Here is a 25,574-nt window from a genome sequence, read left to right as displayed (position 1 = left end):
GCGCGTGAGTATTGCCTACTTCAACGGGGACTACCTTCCGCTGGACCAGGTGCGGATCTCGCCGCTGGACCGCGGTTTCCTGTTCGGGGATTCGGTCTACGAAGTGATTCCCAGCTACGCGGGCGAATTCTTCATGCTCCCCGCGCATCTCGAGCGCCTGGATCGGTCTCTCGCGGCCATCCGCATTCTCAGCCCCTTTGATGCCGGGCAGTGGACTGCGCTTCTGGAAGATCTGCTGGCGCGCAATGCCGATCCCGCTACCCCGGATCTGGGGGTGTACCTGCAAGTGACCCGCGGTGTGGCCCCGCGCGATCACGCCTTCCCGCCGGATGCCCGGCCGACGGTCCTCGCGATGGTGAGCCCGATCCGGCCTCTGCCGGAGACGGTGCGCACGGAGGGTGTGGCGGCCGTGACCGCCGAGGATCGCCGCTGGGGCCACTGCGACATCAAGGCGACCACGCTGCTGGCCAATGTCCTGAACCGCCAGGCCGCGGTCGAGCAGGGTGCGGTCGAGGCGATCCTGCTGCGTGATGGACAGCTAACTGAGGGTGCTGCCAGCAACGTCCTCGTGGTCCTCGACGGCCGTCTGGTGACGCCGCCACTCGCGCCTTCGGTGCTGCCCGGGGTGACGCGGTCACGGGTTCTCGATCTGGCGCGCGAGTTGGGCTACCCGGTGGAGGAGTGCGCGGTAAGCGAGTCCGAGCTGGCACGGGCGGAGGAGATCTGGTTGACCAGTTCGACCCGCGAGATCCTCCCGGTCACGCGCCTTAATGACCGGGTCGTGGGCGCGGGGCATCCTGGTCCGGTCTGGAAGACCCTCCATGCGGCCTATCAGGCTGCCAAGCCGGGTGCGCCCGTGAGTGAGCCAATGCAGTCCGGAGGTGCCGCATGAGTGACCGCGAGACCCTGATCGAATTTCCCTGCCGGTTCCCGGTGAAGGTGATGGGGGATGCCCATCCAGAGTTGATGGAGGCCGTAGAAGGTTGCGTGGCCGAACACCTGGATGCCGATGACGCGGTGATCGAGCAACGGGCCTCGCGCGCCGGCCGTTACGTCGGCATCACCATCACCTTTACCGCGACGAGCCAGGCACAACTGGACGCCTTCTACCGCTCCCTTGGCCGTTGCGACCGGGTGCGCATGATCCTGTGACACCGGCCCCGGTCGAGGTGCGCGAGCTGGGGCTGCAGCCCTACGTCCCGGTCTGGCAGGCGATGCAGTTGCATGGGCGCGAACGCGCGGCCGAAGCCCCCGATGCCCTGTGGTGCGTGCAGCATCCCCCGGTCTTCACCCAGGGACGCAATGGCCGTCCGGAGCACCTGCTCGATCCTGGGGCCGTGCCGGTGGTGGCGATCGACCGCGGTGGGCAGATCACCTATCACGGGCCCGGCCAACTCGTCGTTTACACCCTGCTGGATCTCAGGCGCCTCGGGATCGGCGTGCGCCGTCTGGTCGCGTGCCTGGAACAGGCCATCATCGATACGCTTGCCCAATGGGGTATCGAGGCCGAACGTCGGGCCAACGCGCCCGGGGTTTATGTCGGGCAGGCGAAGATTGCGGCCCTCGGCTTGCGCGTGCGCCACGCCCGCAGCATCCATGGCCTCGCCCTGAACGTGGCGCCGGTGCTGGCGCCGTTTGCGCGCATCAACCCCTGTGGCTATGCGGGCCTGCCGACGACCTCCATGCAGGTCCAGCTTGGTGGTCCGGTCACAATCGACCGTGTTCGCGACGCGCTCCTGGCGAATCTCGCCGCACAGCTATTCCCGGACCGGGATTCTCCATTCCTGCATGAGCCGGCGCTGCCAGCTGAGCTGGTGCGGGTCCAGGCCCTGGGGCGTTGCCCGGCGCCGTAACACGTCGCCCGCGTTTCCGAAGGCTGGCCAGGCCCTAGCCTTTGGAGCTTTTCGTGCCGTCTGCCTGGTTGTGGCTGGTCCCGGTTCGTCGTCCGGTGTTTACGGTGCCTCCGTCCGGCCGCCTGCCACGCGCTCTCTCGCGAGCGCACCGCGAGGCACTTCTTTGCTCGTGCAAAGAAGTGCCCAAGAAACACGCCCGACTGCCGCGACCCCGGCCCGCTGCGCGGGCCGGGGTTTCCCTCGCTCCGAGGCTTTTCGCGGGCGGCGCTGAACTCGCTACGCTGCGCTCCGCTCAGACATCCAGCGCCCCGTGTCTATTTAGAATCGTCCCGCGAAAAGCCTCTCCACTCGGCGCGACGACAACGGGAAGGCAGGTCAAGACAACAGCGGTCCGAAGGCCTGTGCCATTGGATAGAGGCAGGCTGTTCCGGCACCTGTGCACGCTCGGTCTGCGGCCATGGCGTGCCGCGCCCGCGAAGCGGGCGCCGGGGGGCGTAGGATGTGATGAGCGCAGCGAATCGCATCAGGGTTTCGCACGGCGTGGGGAACGGTGCGTTTCGCTGCGCTCAACGGCACCCTACGGGATACCGTCTGTTTTGACCTTCTTCTCCCGTATGGAGCCCCTTGCGGAAGGGTTCTCGGGCCGGGAGAAGGCGCTGGATGTCTGAGCGGGGCCGAAGGCGCTGCGAGTTCAGCGCCGCCGGCCCGAGGGCCCTGGAGCAAGGTTCCCGGGCGAAATCCGGGTGCCTTTCTTTGGGCACTTTCTTGGGCAAGCAAGAAAGTGCCTCGCGGTGCGCTCGCGAGAGAGCGCATGGCAGGCGGTCGGACGGAGGCACGGAAACACAGCGGACGAACCGGGTCTAGCCACAACAAGGCAGACGGCGGACCGAGGCCACCGTAGGACACTGGATGCCGAGCGGGCCAGGCCCGCGATGCTGGGCTGGACGGGCAGCGGTGGCACGGGCCACCGCCCGTGACGCGTCAGGCGGTTTCGAGGCCCTGGGCCTGGAGGTCGGCGTGGTAGGACGAGCGGACCATCGGGCCGCTGGCCACCTGCTTGAAGCCCATCTCGCGGGCGCGGTCGCCGAGCTCGTCGAACTCCTCGGGGGAGAGGAAGCGCGTCACCGGCAGGTGATGGCGCGACGGCTGCAGGTACTGGCCCAGGGTCAGCATGTCGCAGCCGTGGTCGCGCAGGTCCTGCAGGACCTCCAGCAGTTCTTCACGGGTCTCGCCGAGCCCCAGCATCAGGCCCGACTTTGTCGGCACGCCCGGGTGCTGTTCCCGGAACTGCCGGAGCAGTTCCAGCGACCAGGCATAGTCGGCGCCCGGGCGGGCCTCGCGGTACAGGCGCGGGACCGTCTCCAGGTTGTGGTTGAAGACGTCCGGCGGGGCCTGGTGCATGATTTCGAGCGCGCGATCCATGCGGCCGCGAAAATCGGGTACGAGGATCTCGATCTTCATGTCCGGGTTCAGGGCGCGCACCTCGCGGATGCAGTCGACAAAGTGCCCGGCGCCCCCGTCGCGCAGGTCGTCGCGGTCCACCGAGGTGATCACGACATAGTTGAGGCCAAGCGCCTGGATGGTCTCGGCCAGGTGACGGGGCTCGTCCGCGTCCAGGGCCTCGGGGCGGCCGTGGGCGACGTCACAGAACGGGCAGCGGCGGGTGCAGATGTCGCCCATGATCATGAAGGTGGCGGTGCCGTGGGCGAAGCATTCGCCGAGGTTCGGGCAGCTGGCCTCCTCGCAGACGGTGTGCAGTTTCTGCTCGCGCAGGATGCCCTTGATGCGCTGTACCTCGGGCCGTGCCTGGCTTTGCGCGCGGATCCACTTGGGCTTGCGCTGGGGCTTCTCGGTGGGATGGATCTTGACCGGGATGCGCGCGACCTTGTCGGCGGCGCGCTGTTTTTCACCGGGCTGGGGGCGGATTCGAGTGTCCATGGACCTTCCCTGAATTTCGTGGCGGCCGGGTTGTGCGGCCGGCGTGGGGCGATCGGGCGTGCTCAGGCAACCTCGCGGATCAGCGCCTCGACTTCCTGCCTAGCCGTCTCGATGGCTGGCAGGTTGCCGTCCTCGTCCAGGATAAAGCCGAGGCGTTCCACTGCCCGCAGGTCGGTGAGCGGGATGCGGTCGGCGAGCAGGTCGTCTTCGGCATCCCGCGGGCACGCGGCGCGGGCGATTCGCACGATGTCGGTCAGGGCGTGAGCCTCCGGATTCTCCGGGCCGCCGGAATCGCGAATGGCCTCTATGATATCGGATGCCAGGTCCCATTGCTGGGCAACCAGTTCGCCGATCAGGCCTTCCAGTCGGAACAGTACGCGTTCCACTTCCCCGGGTGTTCGGTCCGGATGGGTGCGGGCGACCTCGGCGATGACCGGCAAGGCCCCGACTCGGTGCAGGAGGCCGGCGAGCAACGCACTCTGCGGATCGGCGGCCTCGCACTGGTCGGCCAGCACGCAACTGACCGCGGCAATGCGTGCGGAGCGCCGCCACAGGCGTTCCAGCAGTTCATGGTAGGGGTTGTCGCGATGGATGAAGACCTGGTGCATCGCCAGGGCCATCACCAACTGGCGGGTGCGTTCCAGTCCAAGCCGGGCGACGGCATCCTGAAGGCGCGAGACGACACGGCGGCTGCCCATGGCCGGGCTGTTGGCCACACTCAGCAGGCGGCCGGCCACGCTCGGATCTTCCTCGATGATGCGGGTGGCCTCGGCGATGGAGACATCCGGATCCTTCAGGGCCCGCTGCAGGTGCAGGGCAACCTCGGGGAGCTGGGGCAGGGCCAGTTCCCCGGAGTAGGCATGGGTGTAGATGCTGCTGAACAGTTCGCCCTCGAGATCGGATAGCTCGATCTCGCTGACCTCGACGCTGTCCTGGCCGCCGCCGTCGATCAGGGTTTCATAGACCTTGCGATCAAGCATGGCGAGGGTCGAGCGAGTCGCGGCGATGGCATGGCTGTGGTAGTCGTGCGCATCGAACAGGGGGTTCAGCGCTTCGCTGCTGTCGCCTTTCAACATGACCGAATTGCGCCCGCTGGCCAGGATCATGCGGCCTTCCAGCAGGAAGATCATGCTGCGGAATTCGTCGCGTGCATGCAGCTTGAAGCCCGGATCCACCGTCATGGTCCGGGCGTGCTGCAGTAGCTTGTCGCGGGCCCGGTCGCTCAGCTCGGCAAACGGGTGCAGCTGGGGGAGGCGTTGCTCGATCACCGCGGTTCAGACGTTGAACATGGCGCGGAGTTCTGCCAGATCCTCGGCGCGCTCTTCCAGGAACGCGATCGGCTCGCCGGGTGGGGGCGGGGTGATCCCGAGGACCTCGAAGGCCGCGACATCGGTGGCATCGGGGACGGCCTCGCCTTCGGCGCGGCGGGTGGCCCATTCCGCGACCAGGGCGATGCTGGCGTAGTCCGGTTCGTTGGCGCGATAGCCCCAGTCTCCGGCGTGTTCAGCGACCGTTACCAGGTCGCCGCCCAGATCCCAGTAGTTGATTACCAGGACGCCGGCGAGATTGCTCAGGCGCCGCACCAGCGATTGCACGCGGTCGCGGTCGGGGTGGTCCTCGCGCAGTTCCACGAACTGGATGATCGGGACCGCGCCGATCCCGGCGACCAGCCCGGCCAGCAGTGCCCGCTCGCGGTCCAGCTGCTTCAGCGAGTCCGCGATCAGGTAGCTGTAGGCCGATTGCAGGGCGCCGTGTTTCCAGCTGGACTCCATCGCGTCGCGGGTCGAGGCGTGCTTGGCCTTGAAGGCCTGACGCAGGGCCATGTTCATCGCCAGCATGCGGGTGTTGCGAAAGCCCAGGCGGTTGACCGCGTCGCGTACGGACTGGATCTGCTTGGCGGCGCGAAACAGCGGGCTGTTGGTGGCGTGCAGCAGCGCACCGGCGATCGTCCCGTCGCGCTGGATGACCTCGGTGAGCTTGTCCAGGTCGGCATCAGGATCGTTGGTCAGTTCCTGAATGCGCAGCGCGATCTCCGGCATGGTCGGCAATTCCAGCCGATTGCTGGTGATCAGGTCGTAGAGCTCGCCGAAGAAGGCGCCCTCGGTGTCGTCCAGGTCGGTGTCGTGCACTACGAGCGAGGCACTGTGGGCCTTCTTCAGCGCCGCTGTGGGGATCTCCAGCAACTGGCAGGTCTTCTCGGTAATGAGGAAGTCCTGCTGCCCGATGTTCTGGTCGAACATCTGCAGGGGGCTGTCCGGATCGGTCGAATCCAGGGTGATGCGGGCCGGACTGCCGCCGCTGACGCGGACCAGCTGGCCGCGTACCAGGAACAGGTAGCGATCCTCGACCTCCTGCGGGCGCAGGCGCCGCCCGGCGTCCAGCTCCCGGGCCAGGCAGGCCGCGGCCAGTTCGCTGCGGGCTTGCTCCGACAGGCTGGAGGTCAGGTCCAGGTCCTGAAGCAGGGCATCAATGCTGGTGCTATCCATGGGGCGGTTCCCGATCCGTGCTGTGCCAATCCGTTCCCGCGCTGCAGCGCCGCGTGGCGGGCCGCGGGGCGTACCCGCCACGCGGGTTACTCGACTGGCGTCAGTGTAGCATCCGATCCGGTGGCGGGAAGCGCTGACGCCGCCCCACGGCAGGCGAAGCGCGGTCGGTCGGCGGCGTCGATCAGGTCATGGGCTTGCAGAAAGCCCCGCGCGTCGGCGGCGTCCTCGCGGAACCAGGCGGCGGTATTTCCCAGACGGAAGCTGTAGCCCCAGGCGTCCATGTCCCGCATCAGCCGCTCGCGGCCGACGCCGGGGATCTCGTCGGCCAGCAGGATCTGCAGATAACATACGCCGCACTCCTCCAGGTCATCGCCGCCCGCATTGGTATGCAGGGCGGCGCGCCGTCCTGCGTCCATGCAGATGACGTGTCCGGCCTCATGCAGGGCCGAGTGGATGGGGGTGTCGGGGCGCACATGCACGTCATGGCCGACGATCCCGGCCTCGGGTTCGCCCCACCAGCTGCCGGGCAGCGGCGCCTGGGCCGGGTGCGCGACCAGGCGCAGGCCGTAGCGGGCGAACAGGGACACGAGCGCGACCTGCAGGGCCGGGTCGCCACAGGTCTGGATCGCGGGGTTGTTCATGTGTCGGAGTCGTCAGGCAGGGCCGAGGTGCGCTTGCGGCTGCGCCGCGGGCATTCCTCGGGGTGCTCGCGGCACCAGGTGTCGACCCGCTCGGTGAGGTCGTCCTGAAAGCACAGCAAATAGAACCGCGCCTGCTCGCGGTTGGCGATGGCGGGCCGCCCCAGGGTGTCCACCACGCCGGTGCGCAGCGCCGCGATGATCGCGTTGGCGGCCTTCTTCTGCGGCCAGGCGGTAATCTGCTCCCAGGCCTCGGGCGTGAAATACAGGCGCAGGAGGTCGGGGCGGGTGGTCAGCAGCATGCGCGTGACGTTGCGCAGGGTGGTCTCGGCCTCGCCCCAGTCGTGTACCAGGCCACCCTCCAGCAGGCGTTCGATCTCCTCGCGACCCTTGGGCGACAGCATCGGCACGCGCGCTGAACGCCTCAGGCGTTCGGGGCATCCTCGGGGGTGAAGGCGCGGATGGACAGGGCGTGGAGTTCGCCGGAGTCGATCTGCTCGCGTACGGTGGCGTAGACGGTCTGATGTTTCTTGACCGCGTTCATGCCAGCAAACTGTGGGCTGACGACCAGGGCCTCGAACTTGCCCTCGCCTCCGGTAACCTCGACCTTCTCGGCCGACGGCAGGCCGGCGCGAATGAGTTCGGCCACTTGATTGGCATCCATGATGAGTCCCTTGATTGGTGCGTATTGGTCAGCCGCGGATGATAGCCGGGCGATGGGCCCGACAGAAGTTCCCCCACGCGGGGAACTCGTTCCCGCGGCACGGGTTCGTAGGAAAACACCTGCATGGATTGTCGGGCTGGTTTGGGTTGTTCCGGGTTGGCTGCGCTAGCATCAGGTCAATAACGTTCGGCCCGCCGGGCCATGGAGGCAATCGCAATGATCTTCAAGCAACTGTTCGAGGACGAGTCGTCCACCTATACCTATCTTCTGAGCTGCCCGGATACCGGTAAGACCGCATTGATCGACCCGGTCATCGAAACCGTCGACCGCGACATGCGCGTGTTGCAGGAGATGGGCCTGAGCCTCGATTACGTCATCGAGACCCATATCCACGCCGACCACATCACCGGCGCCCGGATGCTGCGCGAAAAGACCGGCTGCAAGCTGGGCGGGCCGGCGATGGACGAACTGCCGTGTCGCGATTTCGGCCTGCGCGAGGGCGAGCCCTTCCAGGTGGGCAACCTGGTGGTCAACCCGCTCTATACCCCGGGACACACGGATGCGCACCACGCCTACCTGATGGATCACGTGGGCCTGAAAATGCTGTTCTCCGGCGACGCCCTGCTGATCGAGGCCTGTGGCCGCACCGACTTCCAGTCGGGGGATGCCAAGACGCTCTATCACTCGATTCAGGACAAGTTCTTCACCCTGCCGGACGAGACCCTGGTGTATCCCGCGCACGATTACGAAGAGCGCCAGATCACCACCATCGGCCAGGAGAAGATGCGCAACCCGCGCCTGGGCAAGGGCAAGCCAGAGGCGGAGTTCGTGAAGATCATGGACGAGATGGACCTGCCGTACCCGAAGAAGATCGACTGGGCCCTGCCGGGCAACGAGGGTTGCGGGATCTGCCCCGACAACCTGCCGGACGAGAAGAAGCGCCTCTGCGAGACCGATCAGCAGGGTTAGTCCGATCCCTTCCGGTGGCCCCGCCAGGAGCCACCGGTTCCGAATGTTCATCCGGTGGGCGGTTTTTACCGCCTGCCGGACCCCGTACACTCCCGCGATGAACGAACACACACCCGTTGACGTGCCGGGTCCGCTGGACCGCCTGCGGGCGATCATGGCGCGGCTGCGCGATCCCGAATCCGGCTGTGCCTGGGACCGGGCGCAGACCGCCGGCACCATTGTGCCGTTCACCCTGGAAGAGGCCTATGAGCTGGCCGACGTGATCGCGCGTGACCAGGGCGAGGCGGCGGATGCCCGCGAGCTGCGCGACGAGCTGGGGGACCTGCTGTTCCAGGTGGTATTCCAGGCGCGCATCGCCGAGGAGGCCGGGCGTTTCGATCTGGATGATGTAGCGCGCGCGATCGGCGACAAGCTGGTGCGCCGGCATCCGCACGTGTTTGCCGATGTCGAGCATGCCTCGGATGCGGAGCGCGAGGCGGCCTGGGAGGCAGAAAAGGCGAAGGAACGCGCGGATCGCGCCCAGACCAGCGCCATGGACGACATCCCGCTGGCCCTGCCGGCACTGTCGCGGGCGGTAAAGAGCCAGCGCCGCGCCGCCCGGCTCGGCTTTGACTGGGACGATCCGGCGCCGGTGGTCGCCAAGATCCACGAGGAGCTGGCCGAGGTGAAGGAGGCCGTGGAGCAGGGCGAGGCCGAGGCGCGCATCGCCGAGGAGGTCGGCGACGTGCTGTTTGCCGTCAGTAATTGGGCGCGCCACCTGGGTGTGGATCCGGAGGGGGCGCTGCGCGGAAGTACGCGCAAGTTCGAGGCCCGCTTCCGGCATATGGAGGCCCTGGCCGCCGCGCGCGGTGAGACCCTGGGGGCGCTGGACTTCGCGGCCCAGGAGACCCTTTATCAGGAGGCGCGGCGCCGCGAGCGCCAGCCTTACGACGAATCCGAGACCAAGGACCCGAGATGAGCGACGCCGTCGAACTGCCCGACCATTTCCTGCCGGCCCGGATCGAGTCGATCGAGCAGGTTACCCCGTTGATCAAGGTGTTCACCCTGGCCGCGGACCCGCAGCGCTTTACCAGCAAGGCCGGCCAGTGGCTGGATCTGGTGATCCCGCAACCCGAGGGCAAGCCCTTCGTCGGTGGTTATTCGGTCGTGTCCGCGCCGCGCGCGGATGGCCGTTTGCAACTGGCCATCAAGTACGCCGACCACCACCACGCGACGCATCACCTGCACGCGGTCGCGCAGGAAGGCGACACCGTGTACATCACGCCGGGACAGGGCAGTTTCTTCTTCGAGCCCGGCATGGCAAGGAATGTCGTGCTGCTGGGGGCCGGCATCGGCGTGACGCCGCTGTTCGGCATCCTGCGCGCGATTCATGCCGACATGCCCGAGGTCTATGCGCATCTGGTGTACAGCGTGGCGCACCAGGACGAGGTGCTGTTCCCGCAGGAGCTGGAGGCGATGGCCAAGGCGCCGAATATCGACGTCAGCCTGACCGTGACCCGCGAGGCCGAGGACTGGCTGGGCCACACCGGACGTATCAGCCATCGGCTGCTGGAGTCGCTCGATCTGCCGCGCGATGCGCTGTTTTACTTCTGTGGCTCGCGCGAGTTCATCGAGGACATGGCCACCCTGCTGGCGGAATGGGGCATCCCCGAGGCGCAGCTGAAATACGAGAAGTGGTGGTAATGGCGGTCGCTCGGTGCTTTTCGCAGCCCGCGTCATTGCGAGGAGCCGCAGGCGACGAAGCAACCTCCTGAAGCTTGCAGAGTGGTGGTCAGCCTGTCGCGATCCAGTGGTTCCGCACGGAGGTTGCTTCGTCGCCTGCAGCTCCTCGCAATGACGGGGGAAAGGCAGGCGCGGTGCTCGAACCCAGAAGGATTACGGCCGGCGGGTGTCGCCCGGGCGCAGGGCGTTTTCGGGGGCGAGGATGGTCGGCTGGCCGTCCAGGGCCGGGTCGGTGTCCGGGTAGTCGCGGATGAAGTGCAGCCCGCGGCTTTCCTTGCGCGACAGGGCACTCTTCACGATGATCTCGGCGACCATGGCCAGGTTGCGCAGTTCCAGCAGGTCCGGGGAGATGCGGAAGTGGCTGTAATACTCGTGAATCTCTTCCTGCAGGATGCGGATGCGCCGCTCGGCGCGGTGCAGGCGTTCGCGTGCGCGCACGATCCCGACGTAGTCCCACATCAGCCGGCGCAGCTCGTCCCAGTCGTGGGCGACCACCACCTCCTCCTGTGACTCGGTCACTCGGGACTCGTCCCAGGCCGGCGGCACGGGGAGATTCTCGGGGGCGGGCAAATCGGTCTGCGACAGGATGTGGTCGGCCGCGGCACGGGCATACACCAGGCACTCCAGGAGCGAGTTGCTGGCCATACGGTTCGCGCCGTGAAGACCTGTGTAGGAGGCCTCGCCGGCGGCGTACAGCCCCGGCAGGTCGGTCTGGCCGAAGTGGTTCACCATGACGCCGCCGCAGGTGTAGTGCGCGGCCGGCACCACCGGCAGCGGCTCGCGGGTCATGTCGAAGCCGAATTCCAGGCAGCGCTCGTGAATGGTGGGGAAGTGTTCGCGGATGAACTCGGCCGGCTTGTGGCTGATGTCGAGGTTCACGTGGTCGATGCCGAGGCGCTTCATCTCGTGGTCGACGGCGCGGGCGACGATGTCGCGCGGGGCCAGTTCGGCGCGCTCGTCGAAGCGCGGCATGAAGCGTTCGCCGTTCGGCAGGAGCAGGACACCACCCTCGCCGCGGACCGCCTCGGAGATCAGGAACGACTTGGCCCGCGGATGGAACAGGCAGGTCGGGTGGAATTGCATGAATTCCATGTTGGCGATGCGGCAGCCGGCGCGCCAGGCCATCGCGATGCCGTCGCCGGTGGAGCCGTCCGGATTGGAGCTATAGAGGTAGACCTTGCTGGCGCCGCCGGTGGCGAGGATCACGGTCGGGGCGAGGATGGTCTCCACCTCACGGGTCTTGGCGTCCTGCACGTAGGCGCCGATTACGCGCCGGCTGCCATCCACCGGGTGAGTGATCAGGTCCACGGCGACGTGGCGTTCGAACACCTCGATGCTGCCCTGGCCCGAGGCGCTGCGTACCAGGGCCTCCTCGATCGCGCGGCCCGTGGCATCGGCGGCGTGCGCGACGCGCCGGGCGCTGTGCCCGCCCTCGCGGGTCAGGTGCAGCCGGCTGCGGCCCTCGAGCGGCTCGCGGGTGAACGGCACGCCGAGGTTGAGTAGCCAGTGGATCGCCTCGGGGCCCGCCGCCACGGTGCGGCGCACGGCGTCCGGGTCACACAGGCCCGCGCCTGCGTCCAGGGTGTCCTGAATGTGGGCATCGAAGGAGTCGGTGCGGTCGAGGACTGCCGAGATCCCGCCCTGGGCATAGCGGGTAGAACCCTCGTCCACCGGACCCTTGCTGATCACGGTGACGCGACGGTGCGGGGCCAGATGCAGGGCTGCGGAGAGCCCCGCCGCGCCGCTTCCAATCACGAGGACGTCCGCCAGGCGCGGTTGTTGTACTGTCCCCATGGGTCAGGTAACGTGCTGCGCTTGTTGCCAGAGCGAATTGTGGCCCTTGCGCAACAGTGTTGTGCGCAAAGCGAACTTAATGCGAGTCAGGCGGTCCATGCAACATAGAATACCGGAGACTGGCGTGTTGGCGGGAGTCCCCGCATGAGCGAGAAGGCTTCCGACGAGGCCCTGGTCAAGCGAGTTCAGAAGGGCGACAAGGCGGCCTTCGACGTCCTGGTGCTGAAGTACCAGCACAAGATCGTCAACCTGGTTGGGCGTTATGTCCATGACCATGCAGCGGCCCTGGACGTGTCCCAGGAGGCCTTCATCAAGGCCTACAGGGGACTGGCGAACTTTCGTGGCGAAAGCGCGTTCTATACGTGGCTCTACCGCATCGCCATCAACACGGCCAAGAATCACCTTGTCTCCCAGGGACGGCGGCGGCCCGAGGCCGAAATCGATGCGCAGGACGCGGAACAGATGGGCGGTGACTCCGCCCTGAAGGACAGTGCAACCCCGGAGGGGGAGCTGTTGTCCGAAGAGATTGAAGGGGCGGTGCGTCGCACCATCGAGGAATTGCCCGACGACCTTCGGATGGCCATCACACTGCGCGAGATCGAAGGACTGAGTTACGAGGAAATCGCGCAGACGATGGGATGCCCGATCGGCACGGTCCGGTCACGTATCTTCCGGGCCCGCGAGGCCATCGACCGGACCTTGCGTCCTTTGTTAGACAACAACTGAACGAGTAGCGCCATGACAGAGCAAGTCTCAAAGAATGAACGTCTTTCGGCCCTGGTGGACGGAGAAACGGATGACTTCGAGACGCGTCGCTTGATGGATGAACTGGTCAAGTCCGAAGAGGACCGCGGCCAGTGGGAACGCTATCACCTGATCGGCGATAGTCTGCGCGGCGGGATGCGCCGCACGGCCCCCGCGAACTTCATGGACGGTGTCCATGCGGCCCTGGCCGACGAGGCGCCGCTGTCGGCTGCCCACAAGCCGGCGCAGCCGCGCTGGCTGAAGCCGGTTGCGGGCACTGGCGTGGCCGCCGCGGTCGCGATGGTGACCCTCGTCGGGATGCAGATGCTGGGGCCCGACACGGGCACGCAGGAGGCCGCTCCGGTCGCCAGCGAGACCCGTACCCCGGCACAGGTCGCCGATGGCGTGCAGCGGGCCAGTACCTCCGACGTCGAGGCCCCGGCCGCCGGACGTGAGTCGCTGGACCCACGCTTTGCCCGCTATCTCGAAAATCACGCGGAACTGACCGGGCCGGGTTCTACCGCCCTGGGCCGGGTTCGTTACTCGGTGAGTGACGAGTAACGCGTGATGCGCCGCGGCCTGCCGTTCGTCCTGGTTGCCGCCACTGCACTTTGCTGCGTTCCGTTGCCGGTGCTGGCCGGGGATCAATCCCCGGCAGACTGGCTGCAGCGGATGACCAGCAGCCTGCATTCGGAGAGTTACCAGGGAACTTTCGTGCTCCAGCGGGATGACCGACTGGACGCCATTCGTGTGGTGCACGCCGCCGAGAACGGTGGCTACCGCGAGCGCCTGGAAACCCTGACCGGAAGCCACCGCGAGATCCTGCGGTCGGTCGACCGTCTGAGCGCGTTGAAGGGGGCCCGGGCGGCGGCCGGCGAGGGTGGTGGAGGGGCCCCGCACTGGCCGGCCGGCGCGCCGGTCTTCCTGCTCGAACACCACGATCACTACGCCCTGGAAGACATGGGTGTCGATCGTGTCGCCGGTCTCGAGTGCCGCATGATCCTTGCGCGTGCCCGCGATATGCTGCGTTACAGCCATCGCTACTGCCTGCACACCGCGACCGCGCTCCCCTTGCTCAGCGAACTGTACGACGGTCACGGGGCGCTGCTCGAGCGCCTGGCCTTTACCGATCTTGAGCATCTTGACGAGGTCGCGGAAACCGCCCTCGAGGCGACCCGCGAGGACGCCGAGCATGTCGAGGTGCGAGCCGACCATGGGCACAAGAAGCCCGACTGGGACGAGCAGACCGGCATGGACGGCTGGAGCTTTGCCAACCTGCCGGATGGCTTTTCCGCGATTGCCGCGTCCGAACGCCGTGTCGGAGACGACCAGGCCAGCCTGCGTCATTTTGTGTTGAGCGACGGCCTGGCCTCGGTCTCGGTCTATATCGAGAAGGCCAGCGGCGAGCAGATGTTCGAGGGCACGACACGTGCCGGGGCCACGCACGGGGCCGCGCGTTCGATCGCGGGGCACCAGGTCACTGCGGTGGGCGATGTCCCGCAGGCGACGGTGCGGGGCGTGCTGGACGCCGTGGTGCATCACCCCGGCAATTGAATCGCCACATGGGCCCGCAAGCATGAGTGAATGGATCCGCGAACAGGGAACCGTGCTCTCGGTGGAGGGCTACGCGGCGCGTGTGCGTATCGAACGCCGTTCGACCTGCGGCAGTTGTTCGGCCCGGACGGGCTGCGGCAGCGGCGTCCTGTCCGAGGTGCTGGGCCGCAAGGCAGTGGAGGTGTCCATCGGCCATCCCGGCTCGCTGCAGCCGGGAGATACCGTGACCCTGGGTATTCGCGATCAGGCGCTGGTTTCGGGGGCCCTGGCGATGTACCTGTTGCCGCTCGCCGGCCTGGTGGCGGCGCCGGCACTGCTGATGCTGGTCGTCCCCGGACTCGGGGAGGGCTTTCATTTGCTGGCCGGGGCCCTGGGGTTCGCGGGCGGGCTGCTCGGCGTGCGCGCCTGGCTGCGCCGGCGCGCCCCGGATCTGGCGCCGGTGCTGCTGGAGCGCCATCCGGCCACGGGAACCCACCGCGCTGCGGCACCCATGGCTGCGCCCCGGCCCTGAATCTTCGCGCCGGTCGCCGGGAACTTGTGGCCGGGCCGGCTTTCTAGAGCCATGAACCTACGACTTCCCAATGCGGGCTGGATGATGATGAAACCGATGCAATGGGCACTGGTGGCCCTGACCTTTCTCGCCCTGTCGCTGCCGGCCTCGGCGCGCATGCTGCCGGACTTCGTGCCGCTGGCGGAGGAGCACAGCCCGGCGGTGGTGAATATCGCGACCACCCGCGAGCGCGAGAACCCGCATCGCAGTCAGATGCCGGACTTCGAGGGCTCGCCCTTCGAGGATCTGTTCGAACGTTTCTTTGGGGGCCCCGGGGGCGAAGGCCCGCGCGGGCCGGAGCGCTTCGAGCGCAACTCGCTGGGTTCCGGGTTCATCTATACCGAAGATGGCTACATCATCACCGCCAACCATGTGGTGGAGGGCGCCTCGGAGGTTGTCGTGCACCTGTCCGACCGGCGCGTGTTCGACGCCGAGATCGTTGGCAAGGACCCGCAGAGTGATGTGGCCCTGCTCAAGATTGACGCCGAGAACCTGCCCACTCTGAAACTCGGCTCCTCGTCCGATCTGAAGGTTGGCGAATGGGTGCTGGCGATCGGATCGCCGTTCGGCTTCGACCATTCGGTGACCGCCGGCATCGTCAGTGCCAAGGGGCGCAGCCTCCCGAGCGAGAATTACGTGCCGTTCATTCAGACCGATGTGGCCATCAACCCGGGCAATTCCGGGGGGCCGCTGCTGAACCTGGATGGCGAGGTGATTGGCGTCAACGCGCAGATCTACAGCCGGACCGGCGGTTTCATGGGGCTGTCCTTTGCCGTACCGATCGAGATGGTGGGCGACGTGGTACAGCAGTTGCGCGAGCACGGCGAGGTGACGCGTGGCTGGCTGGGTGTGCTGATCCAGGAAGTGACCCGCGAGCTGGCCGACTCCTTCGGCATGGACAAGCCGGCCGGGGCGCTGGTCTCGCGCGTGCAGCCGGACAGTCCGGCGCAGAAGGCCGGCTTTGAAACCGGGGACGTAATCCTGTCGTTCAACGGCATCGAGGTGCCGAACTCGTCCGCGCTGCCGCCGATTGTCGGGCGCACGCCGGTGGGCGCCGAGGCCGAGGTCGAGGTGCGCCGTGGTGACGAGACTCGCACCATCATCGTCGAGATCGAGCGTCTGCCGGAGGATATCTCCGCCCAGCGCGGGGGGCCGCAGCGTGAGGCCCCGGAGCGGACCGAGCCGCAAAGCCTGTTGGGGATGGTCCTGGAGCCGCTGGATGCCGAGCGTGCCGCAGAGCTGGACGTCGATGGCGGCCTGGTGGTCCGGGACGTCACCGACAATCCGGCGCGCTCGGCCGGGGTGCGCTCCGGCGACGTGATCGTCCAGTTTGGCGGCCATGCGGTCGACTCGGTGGAGACCCTGGAGAAGCGGATCGAAGAGGTGGGTGAGCGGCGCACGGTGCCGGTACTGGTGTACCGTGGTGGCAATCCGACCTATATCGCCCTGCGCGTTCCGCGGGACTGAAACCGCCTCGTGCTGCGCTCGCGCGGGTCCCACGGCGCGGGTGCTGCGGGGCCGCAATGGAGAACGGGAGGGCTGCCGGCGGGTTCGGCAGCCCTCCCAATCGTTTCTGGATGACCGAACTGACCCTTTATCATCGCGAGAGCTGCGGTCTCTGCCATGACATGCTGGCCGAGATCATGGCCCTCAAAAGCCGTTATACTTTCGCGCTTACGGTCGTCGACATCGACGAGGACCCGGACCTGCAGGCGCGTTTCAACGTCAAGGTCCCGGTGCTCGCGGTCGACGACGACATTCTCTGCTGCCATTTCCTCGACCGAAAGGCACTGCTGGACCTACTGGCCCCTGCATGACCGAAACCCGCCTTACCCGCAATTTCTCCATCATCGCGCACATCGACCATGGCAAGTCCACGCTGGCGGACCGCCTGATCCAGGGTTGCAACGGCCTGACCGAGCGCGAGATGTCGGAGCAGGTGCTGGACTCGATGGATCTGGAGCGCGAGCGCGGAATCACCATCAAGGCGCAGAGCGTTTCGCTGTTCTATGACGCCCAGGATGGTCAGCGCTACCAGCTGAACCTCATCGACACCCCGGGGCACGTGGATTTCTCCTACGAGGTGTCGCGCTCGCTGTTCGCCTGCGAAGGCGCCCTGCTGGTGGTCGATGCGTCGCAGGGGGTGGAGGCGCAAAGCGTCGCGAACTGCTACACCGCGCTCGACCAGGGCCTGGAGGTCGTTCCGGTCCTGAACAAGATCGACTTGCCGGCCGCCGAGCCGGATCGGGTGGCGGCCGAGATCGAGGATGTGATCGGTATCGAGGCCACCGACGCCCTGCGAGTCTCCGCGAAGACCGGCGAGGGGATGGCCGAACTGCTGGAAGAGATCGTGCGTCGTATCCCGCCGCCGGAGGGCGATTCCGAGGCTGCACCCAAGGCGCTGGTGATCGACTCCTGGTACGACAACTACCTGGGCGTGGTCGCGCTGGTGCGGGTGAAGGCCGGACGCTTCCGCGCCGGGCAGAAGATCAAGGCGATGTCGGTCGGGCGTGCCCACGAGGTCAGCCGGGTGGGGGTGTTCACGCCCAAGCCGGTGGATCGCGCGACCCTGGAGGTTGGCGATGTCGGCTATCTGATCGCGACCATCAAGGACATCTCCGGGGCCAAGGTCGGGGATACCTTTACGGACTTCAACAACCCGGCCTCCGAACCCGTGCCGGGCTTCCAGGAGGTTCAGCCACGGGTGTTTGCCGGGCTGTTCCCGGTCAGCGCGGAGGACTTCAATGACCTGCGCGATGCCCTGGACAAGCTCCGGCTGAACGACGCCGCGCTGTCCTTCGAGCCGGAGACCTCGCAGGCGCTGGGCTTCGGCTTTCGCTGCGGCTTCCTCGGCATGCTGCACATGGAGATCGTGCAGGAGCGCCTGGAGCGTGAATACGACCTCGACCTGATCACCACCGCGCCCACCGTGGTCTACGAGGTGGAAAGAAGCGACGGCGAGGTGGTCATGGTGCACAACCCCTCGGAGCTGCCCCCGAACAACGAGATCGGCGAGATCCGCGAGCCGATCATCGAGGCCAATATCCTGGTCCCGCAGGAGTATGTCGGCGCGGTGATCACGCTGTGCGTGGAAAAGCGCGGGTCGCAGACCAAGATGCAGTACCTGGGGCGCCAGGTGCAGCTGGCCTACGAGTTGCCGATGTCCGAGGTGATGCTGGACTTCTTCGATCGGTTGAAGTCCGCGACCCGTGGCTATGCGTCGTTCGACTATCAGCCGCTGCGGTTCGAGGCGGCGCCGCTGGTACGTGTGGATATCCTGATCAACGGCGACCGGGTGGATGCGCTGTCGGCAATCGTGCATCGCGACCACGCCGAGTCGCGCGGGCGCCAGATCATTGAGCGCATGGCGAAGATCATCCCGCGTCAGATGTACGAGGTGGCGATCCAGGCGGCGATCGGGTCGAAGATCATCGCGCGCTCCACGGTCAAGGCGATGCGCAAGAACGTGCTGGCCAAGTGCTACGGCGGGGATGTCTCGCGCAAGCGCAAGCTGCTGGAAAAGCAGAAGGCCGGCAAGAAACGCATGAAGTCGATCGGCCGGGTGGATGTCCCGCAGGAAGCCTTCCTCGCGGTGCTGTCGGTAGACGACGACAAGAAGTAACAACCAGGCCTGCGGCCCGGACGGGTCGCAGGGCGATCCCCGGCGGGCCGGGAACAGAGGACACGGCATGGCAAATCTCGAACTGATCCTGGTGCTGGCAACCGCCGTGACCGGCCTGATCTGGCTGGGCTGGGTGGTCCTGCGGCGGCGCCGGAGCCCCGAGCGCCAGCGCCGGAGCCCCGAGCGCCAGCGCGAAATGCCCTGGTTCGTCGACTACTCGCGCTCGTTCTTCCCGGTCCTGCTGATCGTGCTGATCCTGCGCTCGTTCGTGGCCGAGCCCTTTCGCATTCCCTCGGGTTCGATGATGCCCACCCTGCTGGTGGGCGACTTCATCATGGTCAGCAAGTTTTCCTACGGCATTCGTCTGCCGGTGACGCGCACCAAGATTCTCGACACCGGGGAACCGGAGCGGGGCGAGGTGGTGGTGTTCAAGTATCCGCGCAACCCGGCCGAGGACTACATCAAGCGTGTGATCGGCCTGCCGGGCGACACCATCGCGTTCCGCGACCGCGTCCTGTACGTGAATGGGGAGCCGCAGTCGGCCGAGCGCGTCGGTACCTTCGAGGGCGAGGGCTCGGGGCAGGTGATGTCGGGCGCCTCGATCTTCGAGGAGACCCTGGACGGGCGCACGTACAACACCCTGATGCGCGAGCAGCAGGCCAGCCTGGATGGATCGGTCACCGTGCCCGACGGGCACTACTTCATGGTCGGTGACAACCGCGATAATTCCAACGACAGCCGATCCTGGGGTTTTGTCGCCGAGGAGCATCTGGTTGGGCGTGCCCTCTTCATCTGGCTGCATTGGGATTACAATGAAGGCCATCGGGACTTTTCCCGGATCGGCCAGGCGATTCGCTAGTAGCCCCGCGGGGGCGGGCAAACAGGGACGGGGTATTCATGCAACATTCCAGACACTCGATGCAGGGCGCGGGCGCGATCACCATTCTCGCGCTGATCTTCCTGGCGCTGCTGGTCGGTACCTTCGTGATCAAGATGGGCACGCAGTACACCCAGTTCCTCACCGTGCGCTCGATCATGCAGGACGTCGCCACCCAGGCCGGCGCGGCAGAGAAGAGCGAACGCGAACTGTGGCGCGAGATCAACCGCCGCTTCCAGATCAATTCCGTATACGACGGGATTGGCGAGGAGGACTTCAGCGTGACCGAGAATGGCGCCAGCCGCCAGCTGCACCTGCAGTACGAGGTGCGCCGCGAATTCCTCGGCAATGTGGACGTGGTGGCGCGCTTCTCGAACAGCGAGACGCTGGCCCCCTGATGGGGTCGGCGTCGGTTCCTTGCATGCTTTGTCGGGTGGGTTCGTGAGCCGGGATTTTCGCAGTCTGCTGCCCGCGGCCGTGCGCGACGGCGACGGGATTGACCAGGCGTTGACCCACCGCAGCGCCGGCGGGCGCAATAATGAGCGCCTGGAGTTCCTGGGTGACGCCGTCCTTGGGCTGGTGATCGCCGACGCCCTGTACGAGAAGCTCCCGGATGCCCCTGAAGGGGATCTCACCCGCCTGCGTGCGGCGCTGGTCAATCGCGAGTCGCTGGCGGATCTGGCTCGGGAGACCGGCCTCGAGGGCACGCTGAACCTGGGGCAGGGCGAGCGCAAGAGTGGCGGCCAACGCCGCGACTCCATCCTGGCCGATGCGGTGGAGGCCCTGATCGGGGTGACCTACCGCGAGGCCGGGATGGAGGCCGCGCGCGACTTTACCCTGGCGCTGTATGTCGAGCGCCTGAACGATCTCCCGTCGGCCGAATCGCTGAAGGACCCCAAGACCCGGCTGCAGGAACAACTGCAGGGCCGCAATGCGGATCTGCCGGTCTACGAGGTGCTGGAGGTGGTCGGCCCCGATCACAAGCGCCAGTTCACCGTGGCGGTCCACCTGCCCACCCAGGGCTGGGGCCAACGTGGCCAGGGCTCCTCGCGCCGTCGCGCCGAACAGGCCGCGGCCGAGGCGGCCCTGAAACGCCTGCAACAGGTACAGGAACAATGAGTGAAACCGTAGTCCCCGAACCCGCCACCACGCACTGTGGGCTGGTCGCACTGATTGGCCGGCCCAACGTGGGCAAGACCACGCTGATGAACCGCCTGGTTGGGGAGAAGCTGGCGGCGACGACCCGCCGGCCGCATACCACGCGCAATCGCATCCTCGGCATCGTGACCGAGGGGCAGGACCAGGTCGTACTGATGGATACCCCGGGGATCGATACCGAGCGTACCCAGCTGGTGAACCGGGTCCTCAATCGCACGGCCAGCCAGGCGCTGGCGGATGCCGATCTGGTCTGCTTCATCGTCGAGGCTGGAGAGTTCGGCCCCGGCGACGAGCGCATCGAGGAGACCATCCGTCATTCCGGGCGTCCGGCACTCCTGGTGATCAACAAGGTGGACCAGTGTCGGGAGAAGGAAGAGCTGCTGCCGTTCATCGAGGCCCGCGCCGCGGCCTTCGGCTATGTCGGCGTGGTACCGCTTTCGGCAAAGACCGGATCCAACCTGGACGGTCTGATTGCGGAGATTCGGGCGCATATCCCGGAGGGGCCGTTCCTGTACGACCCGGATCAGCTCTCGGATCGCCCGCAGCGCTTCCGTGCCGAAGAGATGATCCGCGAGTCCATGCTGGAGCATCTGGGGCAGGAAGTCCCGTACTCGGTGGCGGTGCGCGTGGAGGAGTGGTCGGACGAGCCGCGCACCACTCACATCGATGCCGTGATCCTGGTCGAGCGCGACAGCCAGAAGGGCATCGTGATCGGCAAGGGCGGGCAGCGACTCAAGCGTATCGGCCAGGCCGCGCGCGTCCAGTTGGAGGCGCTGCTGGAGCGCAAGGTGATGCTGCGCCTGACCGTGCGTGTCGAGGCCGACTGGACCCGCAACCCGCGCGCCCTGCGTGACCTCGGGATCGAAGAATCGCGGTGAGCGCGACCGCCGGGCTCACCCAGGGGGTGGTCCTGCACGCCCGCCCGCTACGCGAGAACAGCCGGGTGCTCGACCTGCTCACCGCCGAGGCCGGGCGCCTGTCGGCAGTGGTGCGCGGCAAGGCCGGATCGGTGCAGCCCTTCGTGCTGCTGGATCTCGCCTGGCGGGGGCGCGGCGAGCTGCCGACGCTGAATGTGGCCGAGCAGCAGCGGGTCTTCCCGCTGACCGGGCGGGCCCTGGTCTGCGGGCTGTACCTGAACGAGCTGATCCTGCGCCTGTACCCACGCGACGCACCGATCCCGGAGGCGCTCCCGGCGCTGTTATCCGCTTATGCCCGGCTGGCCGCCCGCGAGCGCGCCGATACGGTCCTGCGCCGCGCGGAATGGGCCCTGCTCGCACCACTCGATTCCGGGCTCGAACACGTGGACCCGGCCGAGCTGGACCCCGATGCCTGGTATCGCTACGACCCGGAGGCGGGGGTGGAACGTGTGGCCGCCGGTCGCAGCGAGGCGATCCCCGGTGTCGCGCTGCAGGCGCTGGCCAGCGCCTGCGACGTGCCGGATAATCAGGCCCGCGTCAGCCGCGACTTCATGCGTCGGCTGATCGACACCCATCTGGCCGGGCGGCCGCTGCGGACCCGGGGTCTGCTGTAGTGGCCCGGACCGCAGCCATACAAGGGCACCGCATCATGTCGCATCCTGCTCCGTTGAAGCTCGGGGTCAATCTCGACCATATCGCCACCATCCGCCAGGCGCGGCATACGCCGTATCCGGACCTGATGCAGGCCGTGCGCCTGGCCGAGGCCAGCGGGGCGGATTCGATCACCCTGCATCTGCGCGAGGACCGGCGCCACATTCAGGATGACGACGTGTTCGGGATCAAGCCGCGGCTGAGGGTCCCGATGAATCTGGAGATGGCAGCCACCGAGGGGATGCAAGCGATCGCCCTGAAGCTGCGCCCGGAGGCCTGCTGTATCGTGCCGGAGAAGCGCGAGGAGCTGACCACCGAGGGCGGCCTGGATGCCGTGGGCCAGCTGGAGCGTTTGCGCGAGTTTGTTGCGCCGCTGACCGCCGCCGGGATCGAGGTCTCGCTGTTCGTGGAGCCGGATGTGCGCCAGCTGGAGGCCGCCGTGGCCATCGGCGCCCCGGTGGTAGAGCTGCACACCGGCGCCTATGCGAATGCCCGCGATGTCGCCGAGCGTGAGCGGCTCCTGGGCGGCATCAACGAGGCCGCTGCGGCCGGCCGGGCCATGGGGCTGGTCATCAACGCGGGGCACGGGCTGGACTATGACAACGTGCGGCCGATTGCCGCCAACCCGGTGTTTCACGAGCTGAACATTGGGCATTCGATCGTGGCCCGGGCCCTGTTCACCGGCCTGCCCGAGGCGGTCAGCCATATGCGCGGCCTGATGGATGCCGCGCGCCAGGGTCTGCCGCCCGGTCAGTACCCGGTTTGAGCGCCGGATGATCCTGGGCATCGGAACCGATCTGGTGCAGGTCGCGCGCATGCAGGGCATGTGGGAGCGCCACGGTGCGCGCCTGGCGGAACGTATCCTGCACCCGCTGGAGCGCGCGGACCTGCCGCCCGAACACCCGGCCGGTTTTCTCGCCCGGCGCTTCGCCGCCAAGGAGGCCCTGTCCAAGGCGCTCGGCTGCGGCATCGGGGCAGATATGGCACTGGCCGAGGCCGGCGTGACCCATGATGCCCGTGGTCGGCCGGAGTTCGTGCTGGAGGGGCGTGCCCGCGCCACGGCCGAGCGTATGGGCGCCGGGACCATCCATCTCAGCATCAGCGACGAGCGCGATTACGCCCAGGCATTTGTCGTGATTGAGGCCGAGCCGGCAGGTCTGGGCCCCGAGTAACCCCCATTTCCCTCCGGACGTGGTTGCCCGCCCGGAGGCGCCTCCCTAGAATGTGACCCCTTATGCCCGCCGGTCTCCATGGATTCCGCGTCGGGCGCAGCCCTGAGCGAGCGACGGAGTCCACTCCATGCCCTGGAACGAACCGGGAAACAACAACCGCGACCCCTGGAGTGGGGGTGGTGGCGGCCAGCGCGGTAGCGGTGGCGGCGGAGGCGGTAACCAGCCGCCCGATCTCGAAGAAATGATGCGCAAGCTGTCGCGTCAGCTGAACGGCATCTTCGGCGGGGGCGGCAGTGGTGGCTCCGGCGGTTCCGGAAGCGGCGGCATGGGGCGCGGCACGCAGGCCCTGGTCAGCCTCGGTCTGATCATTGCCGTGGTTGTCTGGCTGGCCTCCGGATTCCATATCATCTCGGAAGGCGAGCGCGGCGTCGTGCTGCGTTTCGGCGAATTCCAGCAAGTGAAAAACCCGGGGCCGGGCTGGCACCTGCCATACCCGATCGAGCGCGTCGAGATCGAGAATGTCGACAACGTGCGCACCCTGTCCCACCGTGCGCTGATCGTGACCGGTGACGAGAACATCATTGATGTCGACATCGCGGTGCAGTACCGCGTCCTCGATCTGGTCGATTATCTGTTCAACGTGCGCGATCCCGACACCACCGTGAACCAGGTGATGGAGTCGGCGATCCGCGAGCGTATCGGCAAGAACAATCTGGACTTCATTCTCGGCGAGGGACGTGGCGAGATCGCATCCTCCTCGCGAGTGGTGATGCAGGAAAACCTCGATTCCTATGGCGCGGGCATTATCGTGACGGCCGTGTCCATGCAGCAGGCGCAGCCGCCGGAGCCGGTGCAGGAGGCCTTTGCCGACGCGATTCGTGCCCGCGAGGACGAGGTGCGTTTCCGCAACGAGGCCGAGGCCTACGCCAACGGTGTGATTCCGCGGGCACGCGGTCAGGCCGCCCGTATCATCGAGGAAGCCGAGGGTTACCGGGACCAGGTGATCGCGCGCGCCGAGGGTGACGCCTCGCGCTTCGATCAGTTGCTGGCCGAATACCAGCAGGCGCCGGACGTGACCCGCGACCGCCTGTACCTCGAGGCCGTCGAGGCCGTGCTGCAGGATTCCCGTAAGGTAATGCTGGATGTTGGCAGCAGTAACAACCTGATGATGCTGCCGCTGGATCAGCTGTTCCAGGGGCAGCGCTCCACCACTAATTCCGGTGACACGCCAACACCGCGGCCGCTGGATACCAGCCGCAGCACGTTCGGCAACAGTGGCACGGGCACGAACCGACTGGGCGATCGCAGCCCGGCCGCCCAGCGTTCGCGGGAGGTTCGCTAATGTTTCGCATCGTCGGTATTGCCGTAGTCGTGCTCGGGATCGTGGTCGCGCTGTCGACCTACACCGTCGACGAGCGTGACCGCGTGATCAAGTTCGCCCTCGGGGAGATCCGGGAGGTCGACCCGGCCCCTGGGCTGCACTTCAAGTTCCCGCTGATCCAGAACGTCGAGAAGTTCGACGCCCGGATCATGACGCTGAATATCCCGCCGGACCGGTTCCTGACCTCCGAGGCGAAGAACATCATTGTCGACTTCTACGCCAAGTGGCGGATCGACGATGTCGGCCAGTTCTACCGTGCCACCCGTGGTGACGAGCGTCTGGCCGAAGAGCGCCTGGCCCAGATCCTGCGCGACGGGATGCGTAACGAGTTTGCGCGCTTCGAGTTGCAGGACGTGGTCGCTGGCGAACGCCTGACGATCATGGGTGCGGTGCGCCAGACTGCGTTGGAGACCGCGCAGGAGCTGGGGATCGACCTGGTTGATGTCCGCATCCGCCGCATGGACCTGCCGGAAGAGGTGTCCGAGTCGGTGTACGAGCGCATGCGCGCCGAGCGTCAGCGGGTCGCCCAGGACTTCCGCGCCCGCGGTCAGGAAGAGGCCGAGCGCATCCGCTCGCGCGCCGACCGTGAACGCACGGTCATCCTGGCGAACGCCTATCGGGACTCGGAAGAGATCCGCGGTGCCGGTGATGCGATCGCCACCGAGACCCTCGGGCGGTCGTTTGGCGAGGATCAGGAGTTCTTCCGCTTCTATCGAAGCCTGATCGCCTACCGCAATAGCATGAGCGGCGAGAACAGCACCTTCATCCTGGAACCGAACTCCGAGTTCTTCCAGTTCTTCAACGCCCCCGGTGGCGAACGCCCGGCGCCGTTGCCGACCCGGTAAAGGAGGGGCGGAGGCGGTCCGCCGTGGCCGCCTCGAAGG

Annotated in this window: 30 protein-coding genes; 23 read left to right on the top strand and 7 right to left on the bottom strand. The window is 66.9% G+C overall.

Translation table 11 applies throughout. The annotated features are described in order from the left end of the window. Positions 1 to 4 precede the first annotated feature (4 nt). The 4 genes from G315_RS0110645 to G315_RS14760 all read left to right on the top strand — a co-directional run bounded on the left by G315_RS0110645 (position 5) and on the right by G315_RS14760 (position 2,521). Positions 5 to 892, top strand: a complete 888-nt coding sequence (locus G315_RS0110645) for a D-amino acid aminotransferase (RefSeq protein WP_019612493.1) — start codon at positions 5 to 7, stop codon at positions 890 to 892. Then, positions 889 to 1,152, top strand: a complete 264-nt coding sequence (locus G315_RS0110640; RefSeq protein ID WP_018144082.1) for a YbeD family protein — start codon at positions 889 to 891, stop codon at positions 1,150 to 1,152. Before G315_RS0110645 ends, G315_RS0110640 begins: the two co-directional genes overlap by 4 nt. Next, positions 1,149 to 1,853: a lipoyl(octanoyl) transferase LipB gene (gene lipB, locus G315_RS0110635; protein ID WP_018144081.1), complete on the top strand. Its 705-nt coding sequence runs from the start codon at positions 1,149 to 1,151 to the stop codon at positions 1,851 to 1,853. Before G315_RS0110640 ends, lipB begins: the two co-directional genes overlap by 4 nt. A gap of 422 nt (positions 1,854 to 2,275) precedes the next feature. Next, a complete protein-coding gene (locus G315_RS14760; protein ID WP_369699428.1) occupies positions 2,276 to 2,521 on the top strand; it encodes a hypothetical protein in 246 nt (81 codons plus the stop codon). Between the two features lie 313 nt (positions 2,522 to 2,834). Here G315_RS14760 and lipA read toward each other — a convergent pair whose 3' ends face one another. From lipA to G315_RS0110605, 6 genes are all read right to left on the bottom strand, one after another. Next, on the bottom strand, positions 2,835 to 3,791 hold the full coding sequence (gene lipA, locus G315_RS0110630) for a lipoyl synthase (protein WP_018144080.1): 957 nt from the start codon (positions 3,789 to 3,791) through the stop codon (positions 2,835 to 2,837). Between the two features lie 62 nt (positions 3,792 to 3,853). After that, positions 3,854 to 5,059 carry an HDOD domain-containing protein gene (locus G315_RS0110625; RefSeq protein ID WP_018144079.1) on the bottom strand — a complete coding sequence of 402 codons (1,206 nt, stop codon included), beginning with the start codon at positions 5,057 to 5,059 and terminating at the stop codon, positions 3,854 to 3,856. A gap of 6 nt (positions 5,060 to 5,065) precedes the next feature. Next, on the bottom strand, positions 5,066 to 6,277 hold the full coding sequence (locus G315_RS0110620) for an HDOD domain-containing protein (protein WP_018144078.1): 1,212 nt from the start codon (positions 6,275 to 6,277) through the stop codon (positions 5,066 to 5,068). An 86-nt stretch (positions 6,278 to 6,363) separates the two neighbouring features. After that, on the bottom strand, positions 6,364 to 6,918 hold the full coding sequence (locus tag G315_RS0110615; RefSeq protein WP_018144077.1) for a hypothetical protein: 555 nt from the start codon (positions 6,916 to 6,918) through the stop codon (positions 6,364 to 6,366). Continuing rightward, positions 6,915 to 7,319: a hypothetical protein gene (locus G315_RS0110610; protein WP_018144076.1), complete on the bottom strand. Its 405-nt coding sequence runs from the start codon at positions 7,317 to 7,319 to the stop codon at positions 6,915 to 6,917. The genes G315_RS0110615 and G315_RS0110610 overlap by 4 nt, the downstream gene beginning before the upstream one ends. A 20-nt stretch (positions 7,320 to 7,339) precedes the next feature. Next, complete coding sequence (locus G315_RS0110605; protein WP_018144075.1) at positions 7,340 to 7,579, bottom strand: BolA family protein; 240 nt, start codon at positions 7,577 to 7,579, stop codon at positions 7,340 to 7,342. 216 nt (positions 7,580 to 7,795) lie between these two features. Between G315_RS0110605 and G315_RS0110600 the strand changes: the two genes are divergently transcribed. The 3 genes from G315_RS0110600 to G315_RS0110590 are packed head-to-tail and all read left to right on the top strand — an operon-like array spanning position 7,796 to position 10,231. Then, entirely contained in the window at positions 7,796 to 8,548 is a 753-nt protein-coding gene (locus tag G315_RS0110600; RefSeq protein ID WP_018144074.1) for an MBL fold metallo-hydrolase, read from the top strand. Positions 8,549 to 8,591: 43 nt separating this feature from the next. Then, positions 8,592 to 9,506 (top strand): nucleoside triphosphate pyrophosphohydrolase, encoded by a 915-nt coding sequence (gene mazG, locus G315_RS0110595; RefSeq protein WP_018144073.1) that lies wholly within the window; start codon positions 8,592 to 8,594, stop codon positions 9,504 to 9,506. Continuing rightward, complete coding sequence (locus G315_RS0110590) at positions 9,503 to 10,231, top strand: ferredoxin--NADP reductase (protein ID WP_018144072.1); 729 nt, start codon at positions 9,503 to 9,505, stop codon at positions 10,229 to 10,231. Before mazG ends, G315_RS0110590 begins: the two co-directional genes overlap by 4 nt. A gap of 192 nt (positions 10,232 to 10,423) precedes the next feature. On the opposite strand, the gene nadB is transcribed toward G315_RS0110590, so the two are convergent. Beyond that, the gene (nadB, locus tag G315_RS0110585; protein ID WP_018144071.1) at positions 10,424 to 12,064 is read right to left on the bottom strand and encodes an L-aspartate oxidase; all 1,641 of its coding nucleotides are present in this window, start codon (positions 12,062 to 12,064) and stop codon (positions 10,424 to 10,426) included. Between the two features lie 144 nt (positions 12,065 to 12,208). Between nadB and rpoE the strand changes: the two genes are divergently transcribed. The 16 genes from rpoE (at position 12,209) to hflC (ending at position 25,535) form a co-directional block, all read left to right on the top strand. Beyond that, positions 12,209 to 12,790, top strand: a complete 582-nt coding sequence (rpoE, locus tag G315_RS0110580; RefSeq protein ID WP_018144070.1) for an RNA polymerase sigma factor RpoE — start codon at positions 12,209 to 12,211, stop codon at positions 12,788 to 12,790. Positions 12,791 to 12,802: 12 nt separating this feature from the next. Next, positions 12,803 to 13,369, top strand: a complete 567-nt coding sequence (locus G315_RS0110575) for a sigma-E factor negative regulatory protein (RefSeq protein ID WP_018144069.1) — start codon at positions 12,803 to 12,805, stop codon at positions 13,367 to 13,369. A gap of 6 nt (positions 13,370 to 13,375) precedes the next feature. Continuing rightward, positions 13,376 to 14,362, top strand: a complete 987-nt coding sequence (locus G315_RS0110570) for a MucB/RseB C-terminal domain-containing protein (protein ID WP_018144068.1) — start codon at positions 13,376 to 13,378, stop codon at positions 14,360 to 14,362. Between the two features lie 22 nt (positions 14,363 to 14,384). Continuing rightward, a complete protein-coding gene (locus G315_RS0110565; RefSeq protein ID WP_018144067.1) occupies positions 14,385 to 14,873 on the top strand; it encodes a SoxR reducing system RseC family protein in 489 nt (162 codons plus the stop codon). Positions 14,874 to 14,954: 81 nt separating this feature from the next. Beyond that, a complete protein-coding gene (locus G315_RS0110560) occupies positions 14,955 to 16,379 on the top strand; it encodes a DegQ family serine endoprotease (protein ID WP_018144066.1) in 1,425 nt (474 codons plus the stop codon). Between the two features lie 110 nt (positions 16,380 to 16,489). After that, positions 16,490 to 16,729: a glutaredoxin family protein gene (locus G315_RS0110555; RefSeq protein WP_018144065.1), complete on the top strand. Its 240-nt coding sequence runs from the start codon at positions 16,490 to 16,492 to the stop codon at positions 16,727 to 16,729. Next, on the top strand, positions 16,726 to 18,534 hold the full coding sequence (gene lepA, locus G315_RS0110550; RefSeq protein WP_018144064.1) for a translation elongation factor 4: 1,809 nt from the start codon (positions 16,726 to 16,728) through the stop codon (positions 18,532 to 18,534). Before G315_RS0110555 ends, lepA begins: the two co-directional genes overlap by 4 nt. A 67-nt stretch (positions 18,535 to 18,601) precedes the next feature. Then, positions 18,602 to 19,393, top strand: a complete 792-nt coding sequence (gene lepB, locus G315_RS0110545; RefSeq protein ID WP_019612491.1) for a signal peptidase I — start codon at positions 18,602 to 18,604, stop codon at positions 19,391 to 19,393. Between the two features lie 59 nt (positions 19,394 to 19,452). Then, complete coding sequence (locus G315_RS0110540) at positions 19,453 to 19,809, top strand: DUF4845 domain-containing protein (RefSeq protein ID WP_018144062.1); 357 nt, start codon at positions 19,453 to 19,455, stop codon at positions 19,807 to 19,809. A 43-nt stretch (positions 19,810 to 19,852) separates the two neighbouring features. Beyond that, positions 19,853 to 20,530 carry a ribonuclease III gene (gene rnc / locus G315_RS0110535; protein ID WP_026289529.1) on the top strand — a complete coding sequence of 226 codons (678 nt, stop codon included), beginning with the start codon at positions 19,853 to 19,855 and terminating at the stop codon, positions 20,528 to 20,530. Continuing rightward, positions 20,527 to 21,447 carry a GTPase Era gene (gene era / locus G315_RS0110530; RefSeq protein ID WP_018144060.1) on the top strand — a complete coding sequence of 307 codons (921 nt, stop codon included), beginning with the start codon at positions 20,527 to 20,529 and terminating at the stop codon, positions 21,445 to 21,447. Before rnc ends, era begins: the two co-directional genes overlap by 4 nt. Further along, on the top strand, positions 21,444 to 22,100 hold the full coding sequence (locus tag G315_RS0110525; protein WP_018168144.1) for a recombination protein O N-terminal domain-containing protein: 657 nt from the start codon (positions 21,444 to 21,446) through the stop codon (positions 22,098 to 22,100). Before era ends, G315_RS0110525 begins: the two co-directional genes overlap by 4 nt. A gap of 35 nt (positions 22,101 to 22,135) precedes the next feature. After that, positions 22,136 to 22,903, top strand: a complete 768-nt coding sequence (locus G315_RS0110520; protein ID WP_019612490.1) for a pyridoxine 5'-phosphate synthase — start codon at positions 22,136 to 22,138, stop codon at positions 22,901 to 22,903. Positions 22,904 to 22,910: 7 nt separating this feature from the next. After that, complete coding sequence (gene acpS, locus G315_RS0110515) at positions 22,911 to 23,309, top strand: holo-ACP synthase (protein WP_018144057.1); 399 nt, start codon at positions 22,911 to 22,913, stop codon at positions 23,307 to 23,309. Between the two features lie 127 nt (positions 23,310 to 23,436). After that, positions 23,437 to 24,651 (top strand): FtsH protease activity modulator HflK, encoded by a 1,215-nt coding sequence (hflK, locus tag G315_RS0110510; RefSeq protein ID WP_018144056.1) that lies wholly within the window; start codon positions 23,437 to 23,439, stop codon positions 24,649 to 24,651. Further along, positions 24,651 to 25,535, top strand: a complete 885-nt coding sequence (hflC, locus tag G315_RS0110505) for a protease modulator HflC (RefSeq protein WP_018144055.1) — start codon at positions 24,651 to 24,653, stop codon at positions 25,533 to 25,535. The genes hflK and hflC overlap by 1 nt, the downstream gene beginning before the upstream one ends. Positions 25,536 to 25,574: the final 39 nt, after the last annotated feature.

Origin of the sequence: Thioalkalivibrio sp. AKL7 (assembly GCF_000381705.1) — a bacterium.
In the GTDB taxonomy this organism is placed as follows: Bacteria; Pseudomonadota; Gammaproteobacteria; order Ectothiorhodospirales; family Ectothiorhodospiraceae; genus Thioalkalivibrio; species Thioalkalivibrio versutus.
The sequence above is the reverse complement of the archived record's forward strand: the minus strand, read 5'-3'. Positions and strand labels throughout refer to the sequence as shown.

Excerpts from the sequence above, each read along its gene's own strand:
- G315_RS0110520 (WP_019612490.1), top strand. The coding sequence starts at position 22,136 with ATGTCGCATCCTGCTCCGTTGAAGCTCGGGGTCAATCTCGACCATATC.
- lepA (WP_018144064.1), top strand. The coding sequence starts at position 16,726 with ATGACCGAAACCCGCCTTACCCGCAATTTCTCCATCATCGCGCACATC.
- nadB (WP_018144071.1), bottom strand. The coding sequence starts at position 12,064 with ATGGGGACAGTACAACAACCGCGCCTGGCGGACGTCCTCGTGATTGGA.
- G315_RS0110600 (WP_018144074.1), top strand. The coding sequence starts at position 7,796 with ATGATCTTCAAGCAACTGTTCGAGGACGAGTCGTCCACCTATACCTAT.
- G315_RS0110560 (WP_018144066.1), top strand. The coding sequence starts at position 14,955 with ATGATGATGAAACCGATGCAATGGGCACTGGTGGCCCTGACCTTTCTC.
- G315_RS0110540 (WP_018144062.1), top strand. The coding sequence starts at position 19,453 with ATGCAGGGCGCGGGCGCGATCACCATTCTCGCGCTGATCTTCCTGGCG.
- G315_RS0110565 (WP_018144067.1), top strand. The coding sequence starts at position 14,385 with ATGAGTGAATGGATCCGCGAACAGGGAACCGTGCTCTCGGTGGAGGGC.
- G315_RS0110615 (WP_018144077.1), bottom strand. The coding sequence starts at position 6,918 with ATGAACAACCCCGCGATCCAGACCTGTGGCGACCCGGCCCTGCAGGTC.
- G315_RS0110575 (WP_018144069.1), top strand. The coding sequence starts at position 12,803 with ATGACAGAGCAAGTCTCAAAGAATGAACGTCTTTCGGCCCTGGTGGAC.
- era (WP_018144060.1), top strand. The coding sequence starts at position 20,527 with ATGAGTGAAACCGTAGTCCCCGAACCCGCCACCACGCACTGTGGGCTG.
- lepB (WP_019612491.1), top strand. The coding sequence starts at position 18,602 with ATGGCAAATCTCGAACTGATCCTGGTGCTGGCAACCGCCGTGACCGGC.
- G315_RS0110610 (WP_018144076.1), bottom strand. The coding sequence starts at position 7,319 with ATGCTGTCGCCCAAGGGTCGCGAGGAGATCGAACGCCTGCTGGAGGGT.
- hflC (WP_018144055.1), top strand. The coding sequence starts at position 24,651 with ATGTTTCGCATCGTCGGTATTGCCGTAGTCGTGCTCGGGATCGTGGTC.
- hflK (WP_018144056.1), top strand. The coding sequence starts at position 23,437 with ATGCCCTGGAACGAACCGGGAAACAACAACCGCGACCCCTGGAGTGGG.
- G315_RS0110605 (WP_018144075.1), bottom strand. The coding sequence starts at position 7,579 with ATGGATGCCAATCAAGTGGCCGAACTCATTCGCGCCGGCCTGCCGTCG.
- acpS (WP_018144057.1), top strand. The coding sequence starts at position 22,911 with ATGATCCTGGGCATCGGAACCGATCTGGTGCAGGTCGCGCGCATGCAG.
- G315_RS0110555 (WP_018144065.1), top strand. The coding sequence starts at position 16,490 with ATGACCGAACTGACCCTTTATCATCGCGAGAGCTGCGGTCTCTGCCAT.
- lipA (WP_018144080.1), bottom strand. The coding sequence starts at position 3,791 with ATGGACACTCGAATCCGCCCCCAGCCCGGTGAAAAACAGCGCGCCGCC.
- G315_RS0110640 (WP_018144082.1), top strand. The coding sequence starts at position 889 with ATGAGTGACCGCGAGACCCTGATCGAATTTCCCTGCCGGTTCCCGGTG.
- rpoE (WP_018144070.1), top strand. The coding sequence starts at position 12,209 with ATGAGCGAGAAGGCTTCCGACGAGGCCCTGGTCAAGCGAGTTCAGAAG.
- mazG (WP_018144073.1), top strand. The coding sequence starts at position 8,592 with ATGTTCATCCGGTGGGCGGTTTTTACCGCCTGCCGGACCCCGTACACT.
- G315_RS0110590 (WP_018144072.1), top strand. The coding sequence starts at position 9,503 with ATGAGCGACGCCGTCGAACTGCCCGACCATTTCCTGCCGGCCCGGATC.
- G315_RS0110620 (WP_018144078.1), bottom strand. The coding sequence starts at position 6,277 with ATGGATAGCACCAGCATTGATGCCCTGCTTCAGGACCTGGACCTGACC.
- G315_RS0110570 (WP_018144068.1), top strand. The coding sequence starts at position 13,376 with ATGCGCCGCGGCCTGCCGTTCGTCCTGGTTGCCGCCACTGCACTTTGC.